The 14,431-nt window shown below is 71.3% G+C and carries 13 protein-coding genes and 1 pseudogene; 5 read left to right on the top strand and 9 right to left on the bottom strand.

Annotated elements, in window-relative coordinates; all coding sequences use genetic code 11:
* Nucleotides 1-44: 44 nt before the first annotated feature.
* The 8 genes from ACWDVB_RS28795 to ACWDVB_RS28760 all read right to left on the bottom strand — a co-directional run bounded on the left by ACWDVB_RS28795 (nucleotide 45) and on the right by ACWDVB_RS28760 (nucleotide 7,605).
* The gene (locus ACWDVB_RS28795) at nucleotides 45-1,247 is read right to left on the bottom strand and encodes a TerD family protein (RefSeq protein ID WP_451517531.1); all 1,203 of its coding nucleotides are present in this window, start codon (nucleotides 1,245-1,247) and stop codon (nucleotides 45-47) included.
* 65 nt (nucleotides 1,248-1,312) lie between these two features.
* Nucleotides 1,313-1,534, bottom strand: a complete 222-nt coding sequence (locus ACWDVB_RS28790) for a hypothetical protein (protein WP_451517528.1) — start codon at nucleotides 1,532-1,534, stop codon at nucleotides 1,313-1,315.
* 42 nt (nucleotides 1,535-1,576) lie between these two features.
* Nucleotides 1,577-2,566 (bottom strand): zinc-dependent alcohol dehydrogenase family protein, encoded by a 990-nt coding sequence (locus tag ACWDVB_RS28785; protein ID WP_451517527.1) that lies wholly within the window; start codon nucleotides 2,564-2,566, stop codon nucleotides 1,577-1,579.
* On the bottom strand, nucleotides 2,563-3,408 hold the full coding sequence (locus tag ACWDVB_RS28780; RefSeq protein WP_451517526.1) for a carbohydrate ABC transporter permease: 846 nt from the start codon (nucleotides 3,406-3,408) through the stop codon (nucleotides 2,563-2,565). Before ACWDVB_RS28780 ends, ACWDVB_RS28785 begins: the two co-directional genes overlap by 4 nt.
* Nucleotides 3,408-4,355 carry a carbohydrate ABC transporter permease gene (locus tag ACWDVB_RS28775; RefSeq protein ID WP_451517525.1) on the bottom strand — a complete coding sequence of 316 codons (948 nt, stop codon included), beginning with the start codon at nucleotides 4,353-4,355 and terminating at the stop codon, nucleotides 3,408-3,410. Before ACWDVB_RS28775 ends, ACWDVB_RS28780 begins: the two co-directional genes overlap by 1 nt.
* Entirely contained in the window at nucleotides 4,352-5,716 is a 1,365-nt protein-coding gene (locus tag ACWDVB_RS28770; protein WP_451517524.1) for an ABC transporter substrate-binding protein, read from the bottom strand. Before ACWDVB_RS28770 ends, ACWDVB_RS28775 begins: the two co-directional genes overlap by 4 nt.
* A 96-nt stretch (nucleotides 5,717-5,812) precedes the next feature.
* The gene (locus ACWDVB_RS28765) at nucleotides 5,813-6,583 is read right to left on the bottom strand and encodes a DeoR/GlpR family DNA-binding transcription regulator (protein WP_451517523.1); all 771 of its coding nucleotides are present in this window, start codon (nucleotides 6,581-6,583) and stop codon (nucleotides 5,813-5,815) included.
* Nucleotides 6,584-6,795: 212 nt separating this feature from the next.
* Nucleotides 6,796-7,605, bottom strand: coding sequence for an NAD-dependent epimerase/dehydratase family protein (locus ACWDVB_RS28760; protein ID WP_451517522.1), 810 nt, complete (start codon nucleotides 7,603-7,605; stop codon nucleotides 6,796-6,798).
* A 274-nt stretch (nucleotides 7,606-7,879) separates the two neighbouring features.
* Here ACWDVB_RS28760 and ACWDVB_RS28755 point away from each other — a divergent pair, with 274 nt between their 5' ends.
* From ACWDVB_RS28755 to ACWDVB_RS28745, 3 genes are all read left to right on the top strand, one after another.
* Nucleotides 7,880-8,869 carry a 5-dehydro-4-deoxyglucarate dehydratase gene (locus tag ACWDVB_RS28755; RefSeq protein ID WP_451517521.1) on the top strand — a complete coding sequence of 330 codons (990 nt, stop codon included), beginning with the start codon at nucleotides 7,880-7,882 and terminating at the stop codon, nucleotides 8,867-8,869.
* The gene (locus ACWDVB_RS28750) at nucleotides 8,866-10,032 is read left to right on the top strand and encodes a hypothetical protein (RefSeq protein ID WP_451517520.1); all 1,167 of its coding nucleotides are present in this window, start codon (nucleotides 8,866-8,868) and stop codon (nucleotides 10,030-10,032) included. Before ACWDVB_RS28755 ends, ACWDVB_RS28750 begins: the two co-directional genes overlap by 4 nt.
* A 62-nt stretch (nucleotides 10,033-10,094) precedes the next feature.
* On the top strand, nucleotides 10,095-11,474 hold the full coding sequence (locus ACWDVB_RS28745) for a S28 family serine protease (RefSeq protein WP_451517519.1): 1,380 nt from the start codon (nucleotides 10,095-10,097) through the stop codon (nucleotides 11,472-11,474).
* Here the strand turns inward: ACWDVB_RS28745 and ACWDVB_RS28740 are convergent.
* A pseudogene (locus ACWDVB_RS28740) lies at nucleotides 11,449-12,653 on the bottom strand (MFS transporter). The gene ACWDVB_RS28745 and the pseudogene ACWDVB_RS28740 overlap by 26 nt on opposite strands.
* Before the next feature lie 141 nt (nucleotides 12,654-12,794).
* On the opposite strand from ACWDVB_RS28740, the gene ACWDVB_RS28735 reads away from it, so the two are divergent.
* Nucleotides 12,795-13,406, top strand: coding sequence for a TIGR03086 family metal-binding protein (locus ACWDVB_RS28735; RefSeq protein ID WP_451517518.1), 612 nt, complete (start codon nucleotides 12,795-12,797; stop codon nucleotides 13,404-13,406).
* Nucleotides 13,407-13,535: 129 nt separating this feature from the next.
* Entirely contained in the window at nucleotides 13,536-14,327 is a 792-nt protein-coding gene (locus ACWDVB_RS28730; RefSeq protein ID WP_451517517.1) for an HAD family acid phosphatase, read from the top strand.
* Nucleotides 14,328-14,431: the final 104 nt, after the last annotated feature.

Genomic DNA, 14,431 nt, shown 5'->3' with positions numbered 1-14,431 from the left:
GGGCCGTGTACACGGCCCGCCGCCCCTCACGTCTGTGGTGTGCCCTACAGCGCCTGCGCGGCCGGCTTCACCATGCCGCGCACCGTGCGGGACTTGACGAACTGCCCCATACCGGTCATTTCCCACTCGCCGGTGAACTGCTTGATGAGCTTGGCCATCATGACGCCCGTCTGTGCCTCGGCGTTGGTCAGGTCGAAGCGGACCAGCTCCTCGCCGGAGGCCGCGTCGATCAGGCGGCAGTACGCCTTCGCGACCTCCGTGAACTTCTGGCCCGAGAACGAGTTCACCGTGAAGACCAGGCCCGTGACGTCCTGCGGGAGACGGCCGAGGTCGACGACGATCACCTCGTCGTCACCGCCGCCCTCGCCCGTGAGGTTGTCGCCGGAGTGCTTGATCGCGCCGTTCACGATCGACAGCTTGCCGAAGTAGCAGCTGTCCACGTGGTTGCGCTGCGGGCCGTACGCGATGACGGAGGCGTCCAGGTCGATGTCCTTGCCGCGGAACGCGGGCTCCCAGCCGAGGCCCATCTTGACCTGGGAGAGCAGCGGCTTGCCGCCCTTGACCAGCGACACCGTCTGGTTCTTCTGGAGGCTGACCCGGCCCTTGTCCAGGTTGATCTTCCCCGAGCCGGGCGCGGGCGCGGCGGGCGCCGGGGGAGCGGCGGCCGGCGGGGGCGGGCCCTGGACCGGCTGTCCCACCGGGGGAGCCATCGGGGCGGCGGGCGCGGCGGCCGGAGCGGCCGGGGCCGGGGCGGGCTCCTCGACCGAGACGCCGAAGTCTGTCGCGATGCCCGCGAGGCCGTTGGAGTACCCCTGGCCGACCGCGCGGGCCTTCCACGCGCCGTTGCGGAGGTAGATCTCGACGATCACCAGGGCCGTCTCGGAGCCGAGCTGCGGCGGTGTGAACGTCGCGAGGACCGAGCCGTCGTCGGCGTTGCGGATCGTGGCGGTGGGCTCGACGCCCTGGAAGCTCTGGCCGGCCGCGTCCGGGCTCGCGGTCACGACGATCTTCTCGATGCCGGACGGCACGGAGGAGGTGTCCACGGTGATCTTGTCGGGGGTCGTGCCGCCGCCCGACTGGTAGGTCACACCGGGGCCCGAGGGCTGGTTGAAGAAGATGAAGTCGTCGTCGGAGCGCACCTTGCCGTCGGCGGTGAGCAGCAGGCCCGATACGTCGAGCCGCACAGGAGCGGCGACGTCCACCGCGACGCGGGCGGCGGTCAGCGGGATGTTCGAGCCGGGGGTCATAGCTGTCATGCCAGGGGTAACGAACGACCCCGCTTTGCCGTTCCCTTACCCGCGCAAGGTTTTTCTCAGGCGCGGTTACGAGGGTGCGCCCGCGCCGACCGTTCGTTGCCGCGCTTGTAGTTTCCGGTCCAGCGGGCCATGACCAGCTGCGGGTCCCCGCCCGCCACCTCGGCGAGGAACTGTTCGGCGCGGGGGCCGCGCAGCGTTCCGGCGGCGCGTGCGCCGTGGGTTATGACGACGGCGCCGTCGGCGCGCTGTTCGTAGGTGAATCCATGAGGTCTCGGCATGGCCGGGAGCGTATGTCCCGGCCATGCCGCCGCGGTAGCGGATTACGGCACGACAATGATCTTCCGGCCCACCCCGGCGGCGAACTGGTCAAGCGCCCGCGGGTAGTCGTCCAGCGGCAGCCGGTCGCTGATGAAGACCTCCGGGTCGAGGACGCCCGCCGCGAACAGCTCGGCGGCCCGCTCGTAGCTGTGCAGGACCGCCATCGACCCGGTGATGGTGATCTCCTGGTTGTAGATCCGGTACGGGTCGATGGTGACGCGTGTGGCGTAGTCGGCGACACCGAACTGCAGGAAGGTGCCCGCCTTGGCGACCCGGTCGAGGCCGTCCTGGATGGCGGCCGCGCTGCCCGTCGCGTCGATCACCACGTCCCAGCCGCCGGGCCGGTCCAGCTCGTCGGCGTCGGCCGCCGAGGCCGAGACGCCGAGCCGCGCCGCCGTGGCGAGCCGCTCCGGGTTGAGGTCGACCACGTCGACGCTCGCGGTGCCGGTCCGCTTGGCGAGCTCCAGCATCATCAGGCCCATCGTCCCGGAGCCGTAGATCAGCACATGCGCGCCGAGCCGCGACCGCAGGACGTCGTAGCCGCGCACCGCGCAGGACAGCGGCTCGATGAGGGCGGCGTCCTGGGTGCGTACGTGATCGGGCAGGCGCACGCAGTTGGCGGCGGGTGCGAGGGCGTACTGGGCGGCGCCGCCCGCCGTGGTCACTCCGATGGCGGCCCACCGCTCGCACAGGTTGCCCCGTCCGGCCCGGCACTGGCGGCACTCGTGGCAGTGCAGCGAGGGGTCGACGGCGACCCGGTCGCCGATGCCGAGGTCGGTGACGTCGCGGCCCCGCTCCACGACGGTGCCGGCGAACTCGTGGCCGGGCACCACTGGCAGCGTCGGCGCGAACTCGCCCTGGCGGATGTGGAGATCGGTGCCGCACAGGCCGCACGCGGCGACCTCCACGACGACGTCACGGGGTCCGGGCGCCGGGTCGGGCACCTCGCCGACGACGACCTTGCCCACTGACTCGACGATCGCGGCCTTCATTTCACGGCTCCCAACGACAGGCCCTGGACCAGCTTGTCCTGGGCGGCGAACCCCGCGGCGAGCACCGGCAGGGAGATCACGAGCGACGCGGCGCACACCTTCGCCAGGAACAGGCCCTGGCTGGTGATGAAGCCGGTCAGGAAGACGGGCGCGGTCTGGGCGACGACGCCCGTGAGCACCCGTGCGAAGAGCAGTTCGTTCCAGCTGAAGATGAAGCAGATCAGGGAGGTCGCGGCGATGCCCGGCAGCGCGATGGGCGCCACCACGCGCGTGAGGACGGTCGGCAGCCGTGCCCCGTCGATCTGCGCGGCCTCGATGACCGCCTTCGGCACCTCGGCGAGGAAGGACTGCATCATCCACACCGCGATCGGCAGGTTCATCGAGGTGTAGAGCAGGACGAGCAGCCAGATGTTGTCGAGCAGCCCGGTGTTCTTGGCGAAGAGGTAGAGGGGCAGCAGACCCGCCACGACCGGCAGCATCTTCGTCGACAGAAAGAAGAAGAGCACGTCTGTCCACTTCTTCACGGGCCTGATGGACAGGGCGTACGCGGCGGGCAGGGCCAGCACGAGCACGCACAGGGTCGAGGCGACCGAGGCCACGGTGGAGTTGATGAGCGACGGCCAGGGGCTCGCGCCGCCGCCCGCCCCGAAGAACTCGCGGTAGCCGTCGAGGGTGAGCGAGGCGGCGAGCGAGGGCGGGTTGGTGGCGGCGTCCTCCTCCGAGTGGAAGGAGGTCAGCGCCATCCAGGCGATGGGCAGGAAGAACAGGATCCCGGCGAGCCAGGCGGTCAGGCCGAGTACGGACCCACGCGCGCGGGGACGGGCCTTCACGGGTACGGCCATCAGCGAGAGGCCTCCTCACGGAACAGGGACGAGACGACCCGCAGCGCGAAGGTCGCGATGACGAGGGAGCCGATGACGACGAGCACGCCGGCCGCGGAGGCCAGGCCGTTCTCGTGCGCCTGGTAGAAGCTCTGGTAGACGGTGTAGGGGAGGTTCGCCGTGCCGAGGCCGCCCGAGGTGAGGGTGAAGACGGCGTCGAAGTTCTGCACGATGTAGATCGAGCCGAGCAGCGCGCCCAGTTCGAGGTAGCGGCGCAGGTGGGGCAGTGTCAGATGGCGGAAGACCTGCCAGTCGCTCGCGCCGTCGATGCGGGCCGCTTCGATCAGCTCGGTGTCGCGGCTCTGCAGCCCCGCGAGCAGGATCAGCATCATGAAGGGCGTCCACTGCCACACCAGGGAGGCCTCGATGGCCAGGAGCGGGGTGTCGGAGATCCAGTCGGGCTGCGCGGCCCCGTTACCGCCCACCCAGTGCAGCAGGCCGTTGAAGAGGCCGTACTCGGGGTTGTAGAGCACGTGCTTCCACAGCAGCGCGGCGGCCACCGGCACCAGCAGGAACGGCGCGATGAGCAGCGTGCGCACGAGCCCCCGCCCCTTGAATTTCCGGTCAAGGAGCAGCGCGAGGCCGAGCCCGACGACCAGGCTCGCGAGGACGACGGAGGCTGTGAGCAGGATCGTGGTCAGGACGGACTTGCGCAGGTCGGGGTCGGTGAGGACCTCGGAGTAGTTGGCGAACCAGGTGAAGCCGCGCGCGTCCGGGTAGAGGGCGTTCCAGTCGAAGAAGGAGATCACCAGAGTGGCCACGAACGGCAGTTGGGTCACGGCGATCATGAAGATGAGGGCGGGCAGCAGGGGCGCCCTGGTGGCCCAGGCGCGCAAGCGGCCCGGGGTCTTCGCGGCGGGCACGCGCGCGTGGCCGACCGTGGCGGTGCTGGTGGCGGTGGCGGTCATCGTCCCTCGTACTCCTCGGAGATCTTCTCGGCGAGCTTCTGGGACTTGCTCAGGGCCGCGTCGACGGACTGCCGTCCCGCGATGGCCGCGCTGATCTCCTGGGAGACCTTGGTGCCGAGGTCGGTGAACTCGGGGATGCCGACGAACTGGATGCCGGGCGCCGGGCGGGGCTGTACGCCGGGGTCGCGGGGCCTGGCTCCTTCGATGGCGGCGCGGGTGACGTCCTGGAAGGCGGCGGCTTCCTTGCGGTAGGCGGGGTTCGCGTACGTAGAGGCGCGCTTGCCCGCGGGGACGTTCGACCAGCCGGTCTTCTCGCCGACGAGCTTCTCGTACTCCTTGCCGGACGCCCAGGAGATGAACTTCCAGGCATTGTCCGGGTTCCGCGAGGTCTTCTGCATGCCCCAGGCCCAGGTGTAGAGCCACCCGGAGCTCTCGGTCCGCACCACGGGGGCCGGTACGTAGCCGATCTTGCCCTTCACCGGGGACCTGGCGGACTCCAGCGAACCGGCGGCGGCCGTCGCGTCGTACCACATGGCGGTCTTGCCCTGGGTGAGGTTGTTGAGGCACTCGGCATAGCCGGACTGCGCGGCCCCGGACTGGCCGTGTGCGCGGACGAGGTCTACGTAGAAGCGAGTTGCCTTTTCGAACTCGGGGGAGTCGAGGCGGGCCTTCCAGTCCTTGTCGAACCACGTGCCTCCGAAGGTGTTCACCACGGTCGTCAGCGGCGCCATCAGCTCGCCCCAGCCGGGCAGGCCGCGCAGGCAGATGCCCTTCATCCCCGGCTCCTCGCCGTCCACCTGGGCGGCGAGCTTCGCCACCTGCTGCCAGGTGGGGTGCTCGGGCATGGTCAGGCCCGCCTTCTCGAAGACGTCCTTGCGGTACATCAGGAAGGACGACTCTCCGTAGAAGGGCTGTCCGTAGAGCTTGCCGTCCTCCCCGGTGAGGGACTGGCGCATGGACGGCAGGATGTCCTTCTCGTCGTACGCCGTGTCCTCGCGGGCGTACGAACCGACCTCGTGCAGCCAGCCGTTCCTGGCGTAGATCGGTATCTCGTAGTTGCTGAGGGTGGCGACGTCGTACTGCCCGGCCTGGTTGGCGAAGTCCTGGCTGATCTTGTCGCGGACGTCGTTCTCCGGCAGGACGGTGAAGTTCACCTCGATGCCCGTCTCCTTGGTGAAGTGGGCGGCCGTGAGCTTGCGCAACTCCACCATCTGCGGGTTGTTCACCATGAGGACGTTCAGGGAGTCGCCTGAACCGGCCCCGCCCGCGCCGGCCCAGCAGCCGGCGAGCAGCGGGGCGAGCAGCGTCCCTGCGGCGGCCGCGGCGAACGCGCGCGCCCTCCGTCGGCTCGGGGTTCGCATGAATCGCTCCTGGATATAGGGGAGATTTAGGGATATTTGGGGCATGCGGAGGTGTGGGGAGGTCCGGGTGGTACCGGGCAGGGCGGGAAGCGGCCGTCAGGCGCGGATGACCTGGGGGCCGAGAAGGGAGTAGCGGTGGGCCTCGGAGGCGGGCAGGCGACTGCTCGTGACGATCGCGTCCAGGTCGCCGATCCCGGCGAACCGGCAGAAGCTCGTCGCGCCGAACTTGGTGTGCACGCCGAGGAAGACGGTGCGCCGCGAGGCCCTGATCGCCTGCGCCTTCACCTCGCTGACCGCCGGGTCCGGCGTCGTCAGGCCGTGCTCGCGGGAGATGCCGTTGGCGCCGATGTACGCCAGGTCGATGACGAACCCGGCCAGCATGCGGGTCGTCCAGTGGTCGACGGTGGCGAGCGTGCCCGGACGGACCCGCCCGCCGAGCAGCAGCACGGTGACGTTCTCCGCCTCCGCGAGGGCGCCCGCGGTGGCCAGCGAGGCGGTGACGACGGTCAGCGCGCGCCCGGCCGCGGCCCCGGGCAGCGCCTCGGCGATCAGCTGGGGCGTGAACCCCTCGTCGACGAAGACCGTCTCGGCGTCGCCGAGCAGCTCGGCCGCGGCGGCGGCGATGCGTCGCTTCTCGGGGACGTGCATGGTCGTGCGGAAGGCGAGGGTGGTCTCGAAGCCCGCGCTCTCCACGGGGTAGGCGCCGCCATGGGTGCGGCGGACCAGGCCGTGGTCCTCCAGGGCGCGCAGGTCGCGGCGGACGGTCTCCTTCGCGACGCCGAGCTGGGCGGCGAGCGCCGTCACGTCGACGGAGCCGGAGTGGCGGGCCGCGTTGACGATCCGCCGCTGACGTTCCTCCGCGGTCATCGGCGCCACCTTCTTCCCCTGGGTCACAGCGTGCCCGTTCGGGCCCTGTGGGGAAGTTCTACAGCGCGGGCAGGGGCGTGACCAGGTGCGCAGCGGGCGTGATGCTGCCCGTTTGTGCCCGCTCGTCGGGGCGGGGGCCTGCGGCTCGGGCGGCGCGCACGCCCGTTTCGGGTCGAGGGCTGCCCGCTCGCCGCCCGAACCGGCCTACTGGTTCAGTACGGCCACACCGGCGGGTTGGTGCAGAAGTGGCCGCCCAGGTGCGCGTGGTCGGGGTTGGCGGGGTCCAGTTCGCCCTGCTCGGCGATGAGCTTCTCCGCGTACTGTTCGGAGTCGTCCTGAGGGTCGTAACCGAGCGCCCGCGCCGAGGAGAGGTCCCACCACAGGCGCGTGTTGGCGGACGAGCCGTGGACGACGGTGTGCCGCACGTCCTCGGCGGTGAGCGCCGCGTGGAAGAGCCGCGCGCCGTCGCCGGGGCTCATCCAGACCGACAGCATCCGTACGTTCGTCGGCTCCAGGAAGCAGGATCCGATGCGGACGGAGACGGTCTGGATGCCGTACTTGTCCCAGTAGAACTGGGCGAGGTCCTCGCCGAAGGACTTCGACAGGCCGTAGAACGTGTCGGGGCGGTGCGGGGTGTCGACCGGGATCAGCGGGTCGTCGTCCCGCGGTCGCGGAGTGAAGCCCACCGCGTGGTTGGAGGAGGCGGAGACGATGCGCCGGACGCCCTCCGCGCGGGCCGCCTCGTAGAGGTTGTACGTCCCCTCGATGTTGGCCTTCAGGATCTTGTCGAAGGTGGACTCCAGGGAGATGCCCGCCAGGTGGAGGACCGCGTCGACCCCGCGCACGGCCTCGCGCAGCGCGTCCTTGTCCGCGAGGTCGGCGGTGACCGCGTCCGGCTCGCCGTCGATGCCGCGTATGTCGAGCAGGCGCAGGTCGTAGCCGTAGGCCGGCAGGAGCCCGCGCATCAGCGTGCCGAGGCCGCCGGCGGCGCCGGTGAGCAGGACGGTGCGGGGAGCGGGCATGCGGGGATCTCCTTGTGCGGCCGTATGTATCCACGTACGGGATTCACATGTAGACAACGGGATTCACATGTGTAGACACGCTAGGGATCTCGATCGTGCCGCGTCAAGTCTCTCGCGGAGGCGGTAAATCCGCTCCAGGGCGGGGAGTTCCTCCGCTTGACCGGCCCGCGGGCGCGCCTTAGCGTGGTCGCGTTCAGGGATATGGACACCAATCAGAAACGTGCACGCTCACGTGCACACTCATACGGCACACGCGCACGCCTAGGGAGAGCCCGTGACGTCAGCCCCTCTCGCTTCCCGACTTCGCGTCCCCAGCGGGCCGTTGTTCTTCCCGGTCACCGCGTACGGACCTGACGGTTCCGTCGACCTGGACGCCTTCCGCGCCCATGTGCGCGGCGGCGTCGAGGCGGGCTGCGCGGCCGTCTTCGCCTGCTGCGGCACGGGCGAGTTCCACGCCCTGACGCCCGAGGAGTTCCAGGAGTGCGTCGCGGCCGCCGTCGAGGAGGCGGCGGGGCGCGTGCCGGTCGTCGCGGGCGCCGGGTACGGCACCGCGCTCGCCGTGCGGTACGCGCGACTGGCCGAGGAGGCGGGCGCCGACGGGCTGCTCGCCATGCCGCCCTACCTCGTCGTCGCCGGGCAGGAGGGGCTGCTCCGGCACTACACCGAACTGGCCGCCGCCACGTCCCTGGACGTCATCGTCTACCAGCGCGACAACGCCGTCTTCACCCCAGGGACGGTCGTCGAACTCGCCCGTGCCGAGGGCGTCATCGGCTTCAAGGACGGCCTCGGCGACCTGGACCTGATGCAGCGCACTGTCAGCGCGGTGCGCGGCGAGGTGCCGGGTGACTTCCTGTACTTCAACGGACTGCCGACCGCCGAACTGACCGGCCTCGCCTACCGAGGCATCGGCGTGAGCCTCTACTCCTCGGCCGTCTTCTGCTTCGCACCGGACATCGCGCTCGCCTTCCACCGGGCGTTCAACGCCGGGACCCCGCAGGGCGACGCCACCGTGAACCGCCTCATCGACGGCTTCTACCGCCCCTTCGTGGAGCTGCGTGCCCTGGGCCGCGGCTATGCCGTCTCCCTGGTCAAGGCGGGCGTACGCCTCGGCGGCCTCGACGTCGGCCCCGTACGCCCGCCGCTGCACGAGCCCGCCGACGAACACGTCAAGCGGCTCGCGGAGCTCGTGGAGCGCGGCCGCGAGTTGCTGGGCGACGAGGCCGCCGGTGATGGGGCCGCCGGTGACCCGGGGGTGGATGCGTGAAGGCCGCCGCGTTCCTCTATCCCTGGGACGTCGTCGGTGACCCCGACGCGCCCGCACGCCTCGCCGCTCTCGGTGTCCGGCAGGTCACCCTCGCCTCCGCCTACCACTCCACGCGCGCGCTGACCCCGCGCCACCCGCGCCACCGGATCGTCACGGCCGCGCACGCCGCCGTGCTCTACCCGCCGGGCGAGCGGTGGCGGGGGCGCGAGCTGCGGCCGTACACCGCCGGGGACTGGGCTCCCGGTGACGCCTACGGAGCGGCCGCGGAGGCGCTGGCCGCCGCCGGGCTCGACGTGCACAGTTGGGTCGTCCTCGCGCACAACTCCCGTATGGGCGACGACCATCCGGCCACCTCCGTGGTCAACGCCTACGGAGACCGCTACCCCTGGGCGCCGTGCATCGCGCAGCACGCCACGCGCGCGTACCTCGTCGACCTCGCCGCGGAGGCCGCCGTGCGCCCCGGAGCGCACGGCACCGAACTGGAGTCGTGCGGCTGGTACGGACTCGCGCATCTGCACGCCCACGACAAGACCGCGGGCGTCGGTCTCGGCGAGGCGGGCCAGTATCTGATGTCCCTGTGCTTCTGCCCCTCCTGCCGTGCGGGGTACGACGGAGCGGGCCTCGACCCGGACGAGCTGGCCGCCTCCGTCCGGCACGCCCTGGAGCCCGTCTGGCGCGGCGAGGCCGAGGGCACCGGCTGGGCTGCCGTCGAGAAGCTCATCGGCACGGACACGGCACAGGCCACGCGCGCGTGGCGGGACGAAACGGCCCGCACGCTCCAAGAGGCCGCCATCGGCGCCGTCCGCGCGGCCGCCCCGCCGGGCTTCCAGGTGCTGCTGCACGCGGACCCGCTCTCGTACCACTGCGGGGCGAACGCGGGTGTGGACCCGGCGCACATCCTCTCCGTGGCCGACGGCGTGGTCGTGCCGTGCACGGGCGGCGCGCGGGCCCTGACGCCGTTCGCCGAACACGCCGGGGCCGAGGCCGTCCTCGCCGCCAACCTCACCGTCGTACGCGGCATGGGCGGCAGCCCCGCCACGCTCGGCGCCGACGCGGCTCGCGCCGCGGACCTCGGCGCCACGGAACTGCGGCTCTACCACGCGGGGTTGGCCTCGGACGCCGACCTCGCCCTTGTCGCGGAGGCTCTGTCGCGCCCGCGGTGATCGCCGCTACGATCCGCGCACCACGAACCGTCGCTCCAGTACCAGGGGACAGAGGAGACAAGGTGCGCAACAAGGGGATATCCGCGCTGGCCTGTGCCGGACTGATGGCGGGTGCCGCGGTGCTCGGCGGCGCGGCACCCGCCGCCGCGCAGGCCACGGAGGCACCCGCCGCCGCGCTGGCCACGGCGGCGGCCCGGCAGAGCGAGGCGGCCGACACCGTGCGCGAACGGCTGGAGAAGATACCCGGCATGAAGGTCGTCTCCGTCGCCGACAAGGAGGGCCACCCCCTCTACTCGCTGACGTACGTCCAGCCCGTCGACCACCGCAGGCCCCACGGCGCCACCTTCACGCAGCGCGCCACGCTCTGGCACAAGGCCACGGACAAGCCGACCGTGCTCTACACCGGCGGCTACACCCTCCCCGGCGGCACGGCCTCCCTCACCAGGCTGATCGACGCCAACCAGATCAGCGTCGAGCACCGCTACTTCGGCCAGTCCCGGCCCTTGGGGGCGGCGGGCGACGACTGGTCCAAGCTGACCGTCCGCCAGGAGGCCGCCGACGAGCACCGCCTCACCCGGGCCCTGCGCACCATCGAGAAGGGCAAGTGGCTGGGCACCGGCGCCAGCAAGGGCGGCATGACGGCGACCTACCACGAGCGTTTCTACCCCGAGGACCTCGACGCGGTCGTCGCCTTCGTCACGCCCAACGACGCCAACAACCGTGACGACTCCGGCTACGAGCGCTTCTTCAAGACGGTCGGGACCAAGGAGTGCCGCGACGCGCTGAACGCCGTACAGCGCGAGATGCTCGTACGCCGCGACACGCTGCTCCCCAAGTTCGAGGCGGACGCGAAGGCCAACGGCGACACCTTCGAGGAGACCCTCGGCACCACCGACCGCGCCTACGAGTTCGCGGTCCTGGACCAGGTGTGGAACTTCTGGCAGTCCGGCACCGCCGCCGACTGCCCGACCGTCCCCGATGCCAGGAAGGCAGGCGACGACCAGCTCTACGACTGGTCGAAGGAGCACGGCCTGAGCGTCTACCGCGACGAGGACCTCGGCGTCAACGGCTCCGGCCCCTACTACCGCCAGGCCGCCACCGAACTGGGCTGGGCCGACCTGAAGTTCAAGCACCTCAAGGGCGTCCGCCACTACCCGGACATCTACCAGCCCAACTCGGTGCTGCCCGCCGCCATGCGCGGCACCTACGACAACAGGACCGTCGCCGACGTCGACCGCTGGGTGAAGAGCCGCGGCCAGCGGATGATGTTCATCTACGGCCAGAACGACCCGTGGAGCGCGGAGCGGTTCACACCGAGCCACCGCGACTCCTACCGCTACGAGGTGCCGGGCGCCAACCACGGCGCGTCCATCGCCAAGCTGCCCGAGGCCGAGCAGACGGAGGCCGTCGCCACCATCAAGCGCTGGGCCGGCGTGAAGTAACCCGCCCCCGGGGCCTCAGCAGGGGCGCGGCGATCAGCAGCCGCGCCCCCGCGAGGACCGCCAGCAGAAGGCGGAGGTCGACGCACTCCACGAGGGCCGCGCCCGCCGCGACGCCGACCGCGGTCGGCGCGAACATCAGCGTGTTGGCGGTCGCCGCCACCCGGCCGAGCAGCGCGTCCGGGGCCTCCCGCTGCACCGCCGTCAGCCCGGCGATGAGTACGCAGGGCAGCCCGACGCCGTTCGCGAAGCTCCCCGCGAGGACCGCCGCGTCGCTCGGCAGCGCGCTCAGCACCGCCGCCACGCCGGTCAGCACGGTGCCCGCGCCGCCGAACCGCCACGCCCCGAGCCGCCGCATCAGCGCCCCCGACGCCACGCCCACCGCGACGGACCGGCGCCCTGCACGACGTACAGCACACCCGTGTACGCGGGTGAGCGGCCGAGCCCCTCCACGATCGCGTACACCGTCGCGCCGCTGATCCCCGACGTCAGCATCGTCAGGCCGCCCGCCACCACGAGGGGCCGCAGCCGCTCGTGCCCCCACAGGTAGCGGGCCCCCTCGGCGGTGCGGTCCCACAGGGACGCGCGCTCGCGCACCGGGGCGGCCTCGCGCACCCGCATCAGCGCGTACATGCCCGCGGCGAGTACGAACGTGACGGCGTCCAGGAGCGCCACCCGGGCGCCGCCGTACGCGGCGAACAGGCCCGCACCCGCGAGGGGCGCCACCAGCTTCATGCCCTCGTTCGCCGACATCCGCAGGCCGTTGAAGTCGCCGAGCAGCTCCTTGCCGACGGCCGTCGGGACCAGGGCGGCCTCCGCCGCGTCCGTGACGACGCCGCCCGCCCCGTACACCAGGAGCACGGCGAAGAGGATCCAGAGCCGTCCGGCGCCGTCCACGGCGAACAGGGACAGGAGCAGCGCGCCGAGCGCGAGGTTGGCGGCCACCAGGAGCGGTCTGCGGCGCGTGCGGTCGGCGAGCGTGCCGAGCAGCGGGCCGATGAGGGTGGGCGCCCACAGGGCGAACTGGCAGAGCGCGGCGAGCCCGTCGGAACCGGTCAGCTCCTTCGCCCAGATGCCGGAGGCCAGCCACAGCGCGGAGGTCCCGAAGCCGGAGACCACCACCGCGCCGAGACAGAGGCCCGCGTCGCGGTCCCGCAGGACGCGCCCGATCGTCGATGTCATGCCAGGTGATGCTGGTTTCTAAGGCCCCCGGGGCGGAATCGGGCGCTTTCCCTACCGCGGACCGATGAGTTCGGGGAGCGGGGCCGGTCAACAGAGGAGACGTACCGAGAAAGCTGCCTTAAGTCCTTAGCGGAGGCCCTCATGACCGACGACACCGTGACCGGCGACACCCTCGACCTCGGCCCGCAGGCCCGCCTGGTGGCGCGCCTCGCGGAGCAGGTCACGGACGAACAGCTCGCGGCACCCACGCCCTGCCCCGAGTACGCCGTGCGGCATCTGCTGGGCCATGTGATCGGCCTCGCCCGGGCCTTCGAGCAGGCCGCGCGCAAGGAGTTCGGGCCGACGCTGGACCAGAACCCCGCGGGCGTCGTGCCGGACGTGGGCCCTGGCTGGCGCGGCGAGCTGCCCAAGGCCCTGGACGCTCTCGCCGAGGCCTGGCGCGACCCGGCCGCCTGGCAGGGCATGACCCGGGCGGGCGGCGTAGACCTGCCCGGCGAGGTCGCGGGCCTCGTCGCCCTCGACGAACTGGTCGTCCACGGCTGGGACCTGGCACGCGCCACAGGCCAGGAGTACGCGCCCGACGAGGTGAGCCTGGAGGGCGCGCGGGCGCTCCTCACCCCCACGGGGGAAGGGGACGACGAGGAACCGGGCAGCCTGTTCGGGACGCCGGTCCCGGTGCCGGAGGGGGCGCCCCTGCTGGACCGGGTGATCGGTCTGAGCGGCCGCGATCCGGGGTGGCGCGCCGACCGCTGAGGGGCCGTACGTCAGGTATGGATCAGGGTATGGATCAGGTAAAGGGTCCGCCCACGGTCTCCCCAGACCCGGGTCAATGCGCGTAGACAGACCTTGACCTGCCCGAACCCTGATGCGGAGACGCAACGTATGCGGAAGTCCCTACGCGTGGCCGGCCTGGCCACGGCTTGTACCGTCGCCGGTGCCGCCCTCTACGCCACCGGTGTCGCGAGCGCCGACCAGGCCGGACCGCGCCCCACCAAGGAGCCCCACAACATCGGCCTCCTCGTCGGCGAGATCGACGCCTACTACGGCGCGACCAAGGACGCCGACGGCGTGTGGAAGTCCTCGCCCGACAGCCCGTACGCCAAGGACCTGGCCCGCATCCAGGCCAAGGCGAAGAAGGACATGAGGAAGGCCGCGCACAAGACGCGGCACGGCAAGAAGCCCGCGATCGTCCTCGACGTCGACGACACCGCGCTGCTCAGCTTCGACTACGAGAAGTCCACCAACTTCACGTACGACAACGACAGTTGGGACGCCTATGTCAAGGCGGCCAAGCGCCCCGCCGTCTTCGGCATGCCCGAGCTGGTGAAGTACGCCAAGAGCAAGGGCGTCGAGGTCTTCTTCCTCACCGGCCTCGCCGAGTCGCAGCGCGAGGGCGCCGTGACCAACCTCGCCAAGGCGGGCTACGCCACGAAGCTCGACCGCGCGCATGTCTTCACCAAGAACAAGCCGAACCCCCCGGCGTACCTCAGCCACTGCGCCACGCCCGCCGCCTGGAAGTGCGACACGGTCCAGTTCAAGGAGGGCACGCGCAAGTACATCGAGTCGACCGGCTACGACATAGTCGGCAGCTTCGGCGACCAGGCGTCGGACCTCGCGGGCGGCTACGCCGACAAGACGTACAAGCTGCCGAACCCGACGTACTTCGTGGGCTGAGCCTCACTCGGCAGTCAGCATGAGCAGCGGCAGTCGGCGGTCGGCAGTCAGTGACCCGAGATAGGTTGCATTACTGACTAGGTCGCCATACGGTCTAGGTAGCT

It is taken from the genome of Streptomyces sp. NPDC003379, from assembly GCF_053589195.1.
Note: the sequence above shows the minus strand (reverse complement) of the source record. Positions and strands in the feature narration are given on the sequence as shown.

Bases quoted from the DNA above. Each gene is read 5' to 3' on its own strand.
- ACWDVB_RS28795 (WP_451517531.1), bottom strand. From the start codon at position 1,247: ATGACCCCCGGCTCGAACATCCCGCTGACCGCCGCCCGCGTCGCGGTG.
- ACWDVB_RS28790 (WP_451517528.1), bottom strand. From the start codon at position 1,534: ATGCCGAGACCTCATGGATTCACCTACGAACAGCGCGCCGACGGCGCC.
- ACWDVB_RS28785 (WP_451517527.1), bottom strand. From the start codon at position 2,566: ATGAAGGCCGCGATCGTCGAGTCAGTGGGCAAGGTCGTCGTCGGCGAG.
- ACWDVB_RS28780 (WP_451517526.1), bottom strand. From the start codon at position 3,408: ATGGCCGTACCCGTGAAGGCCCGTCCCCGCGCGCGTGGGTCCGTACTC.
- ACWDVB_RS28775 (WP_451517525.1), bottom strand. From the start codon at position 4,355: ATGACCGCCACCGCCACCAGCACCGCCACGGTCGGCCACGCGCGCGTG.
- ACWDVB_RS28770 (WP_451517524.1), bottom strand. From the start codon at position 5,716: ATGCGAACCCCGAGCCGACGGAGGGCGCGCGCGTTCGCCGCGGCCGCC.
- ACWDVB_RS28765 (WP_451517523.1), bottom strand. From the start codon at position 6,583: ATGACCGCGGAGGAACGTCAGCGGCGGATCGTCAACGCGGCCCGCCAC.
- ACWDVB_RS28760 (WP_451517522.1), bottom strand. From the start codon at position 7,605: ATGCCCGCTCCCCGCACCGTCCTGCTCACCGGCGCCGCCGGCGGCCTC.
- ACWDVB_RS28735 (WP_451517518.1), top strand. From the start codon at position 12,795: ATGACCGACGACACCGTGACCGGCGACACCCTCGACCTCGGCCCGCAG.
- ACWDVB_RS28730 (WP_451517517.1), top strand. From the start codon at position 13,536: ATGCGGAAGTCCCTACGCGTGGCCGGCCTGGCCACGGCTTGTACCGTC.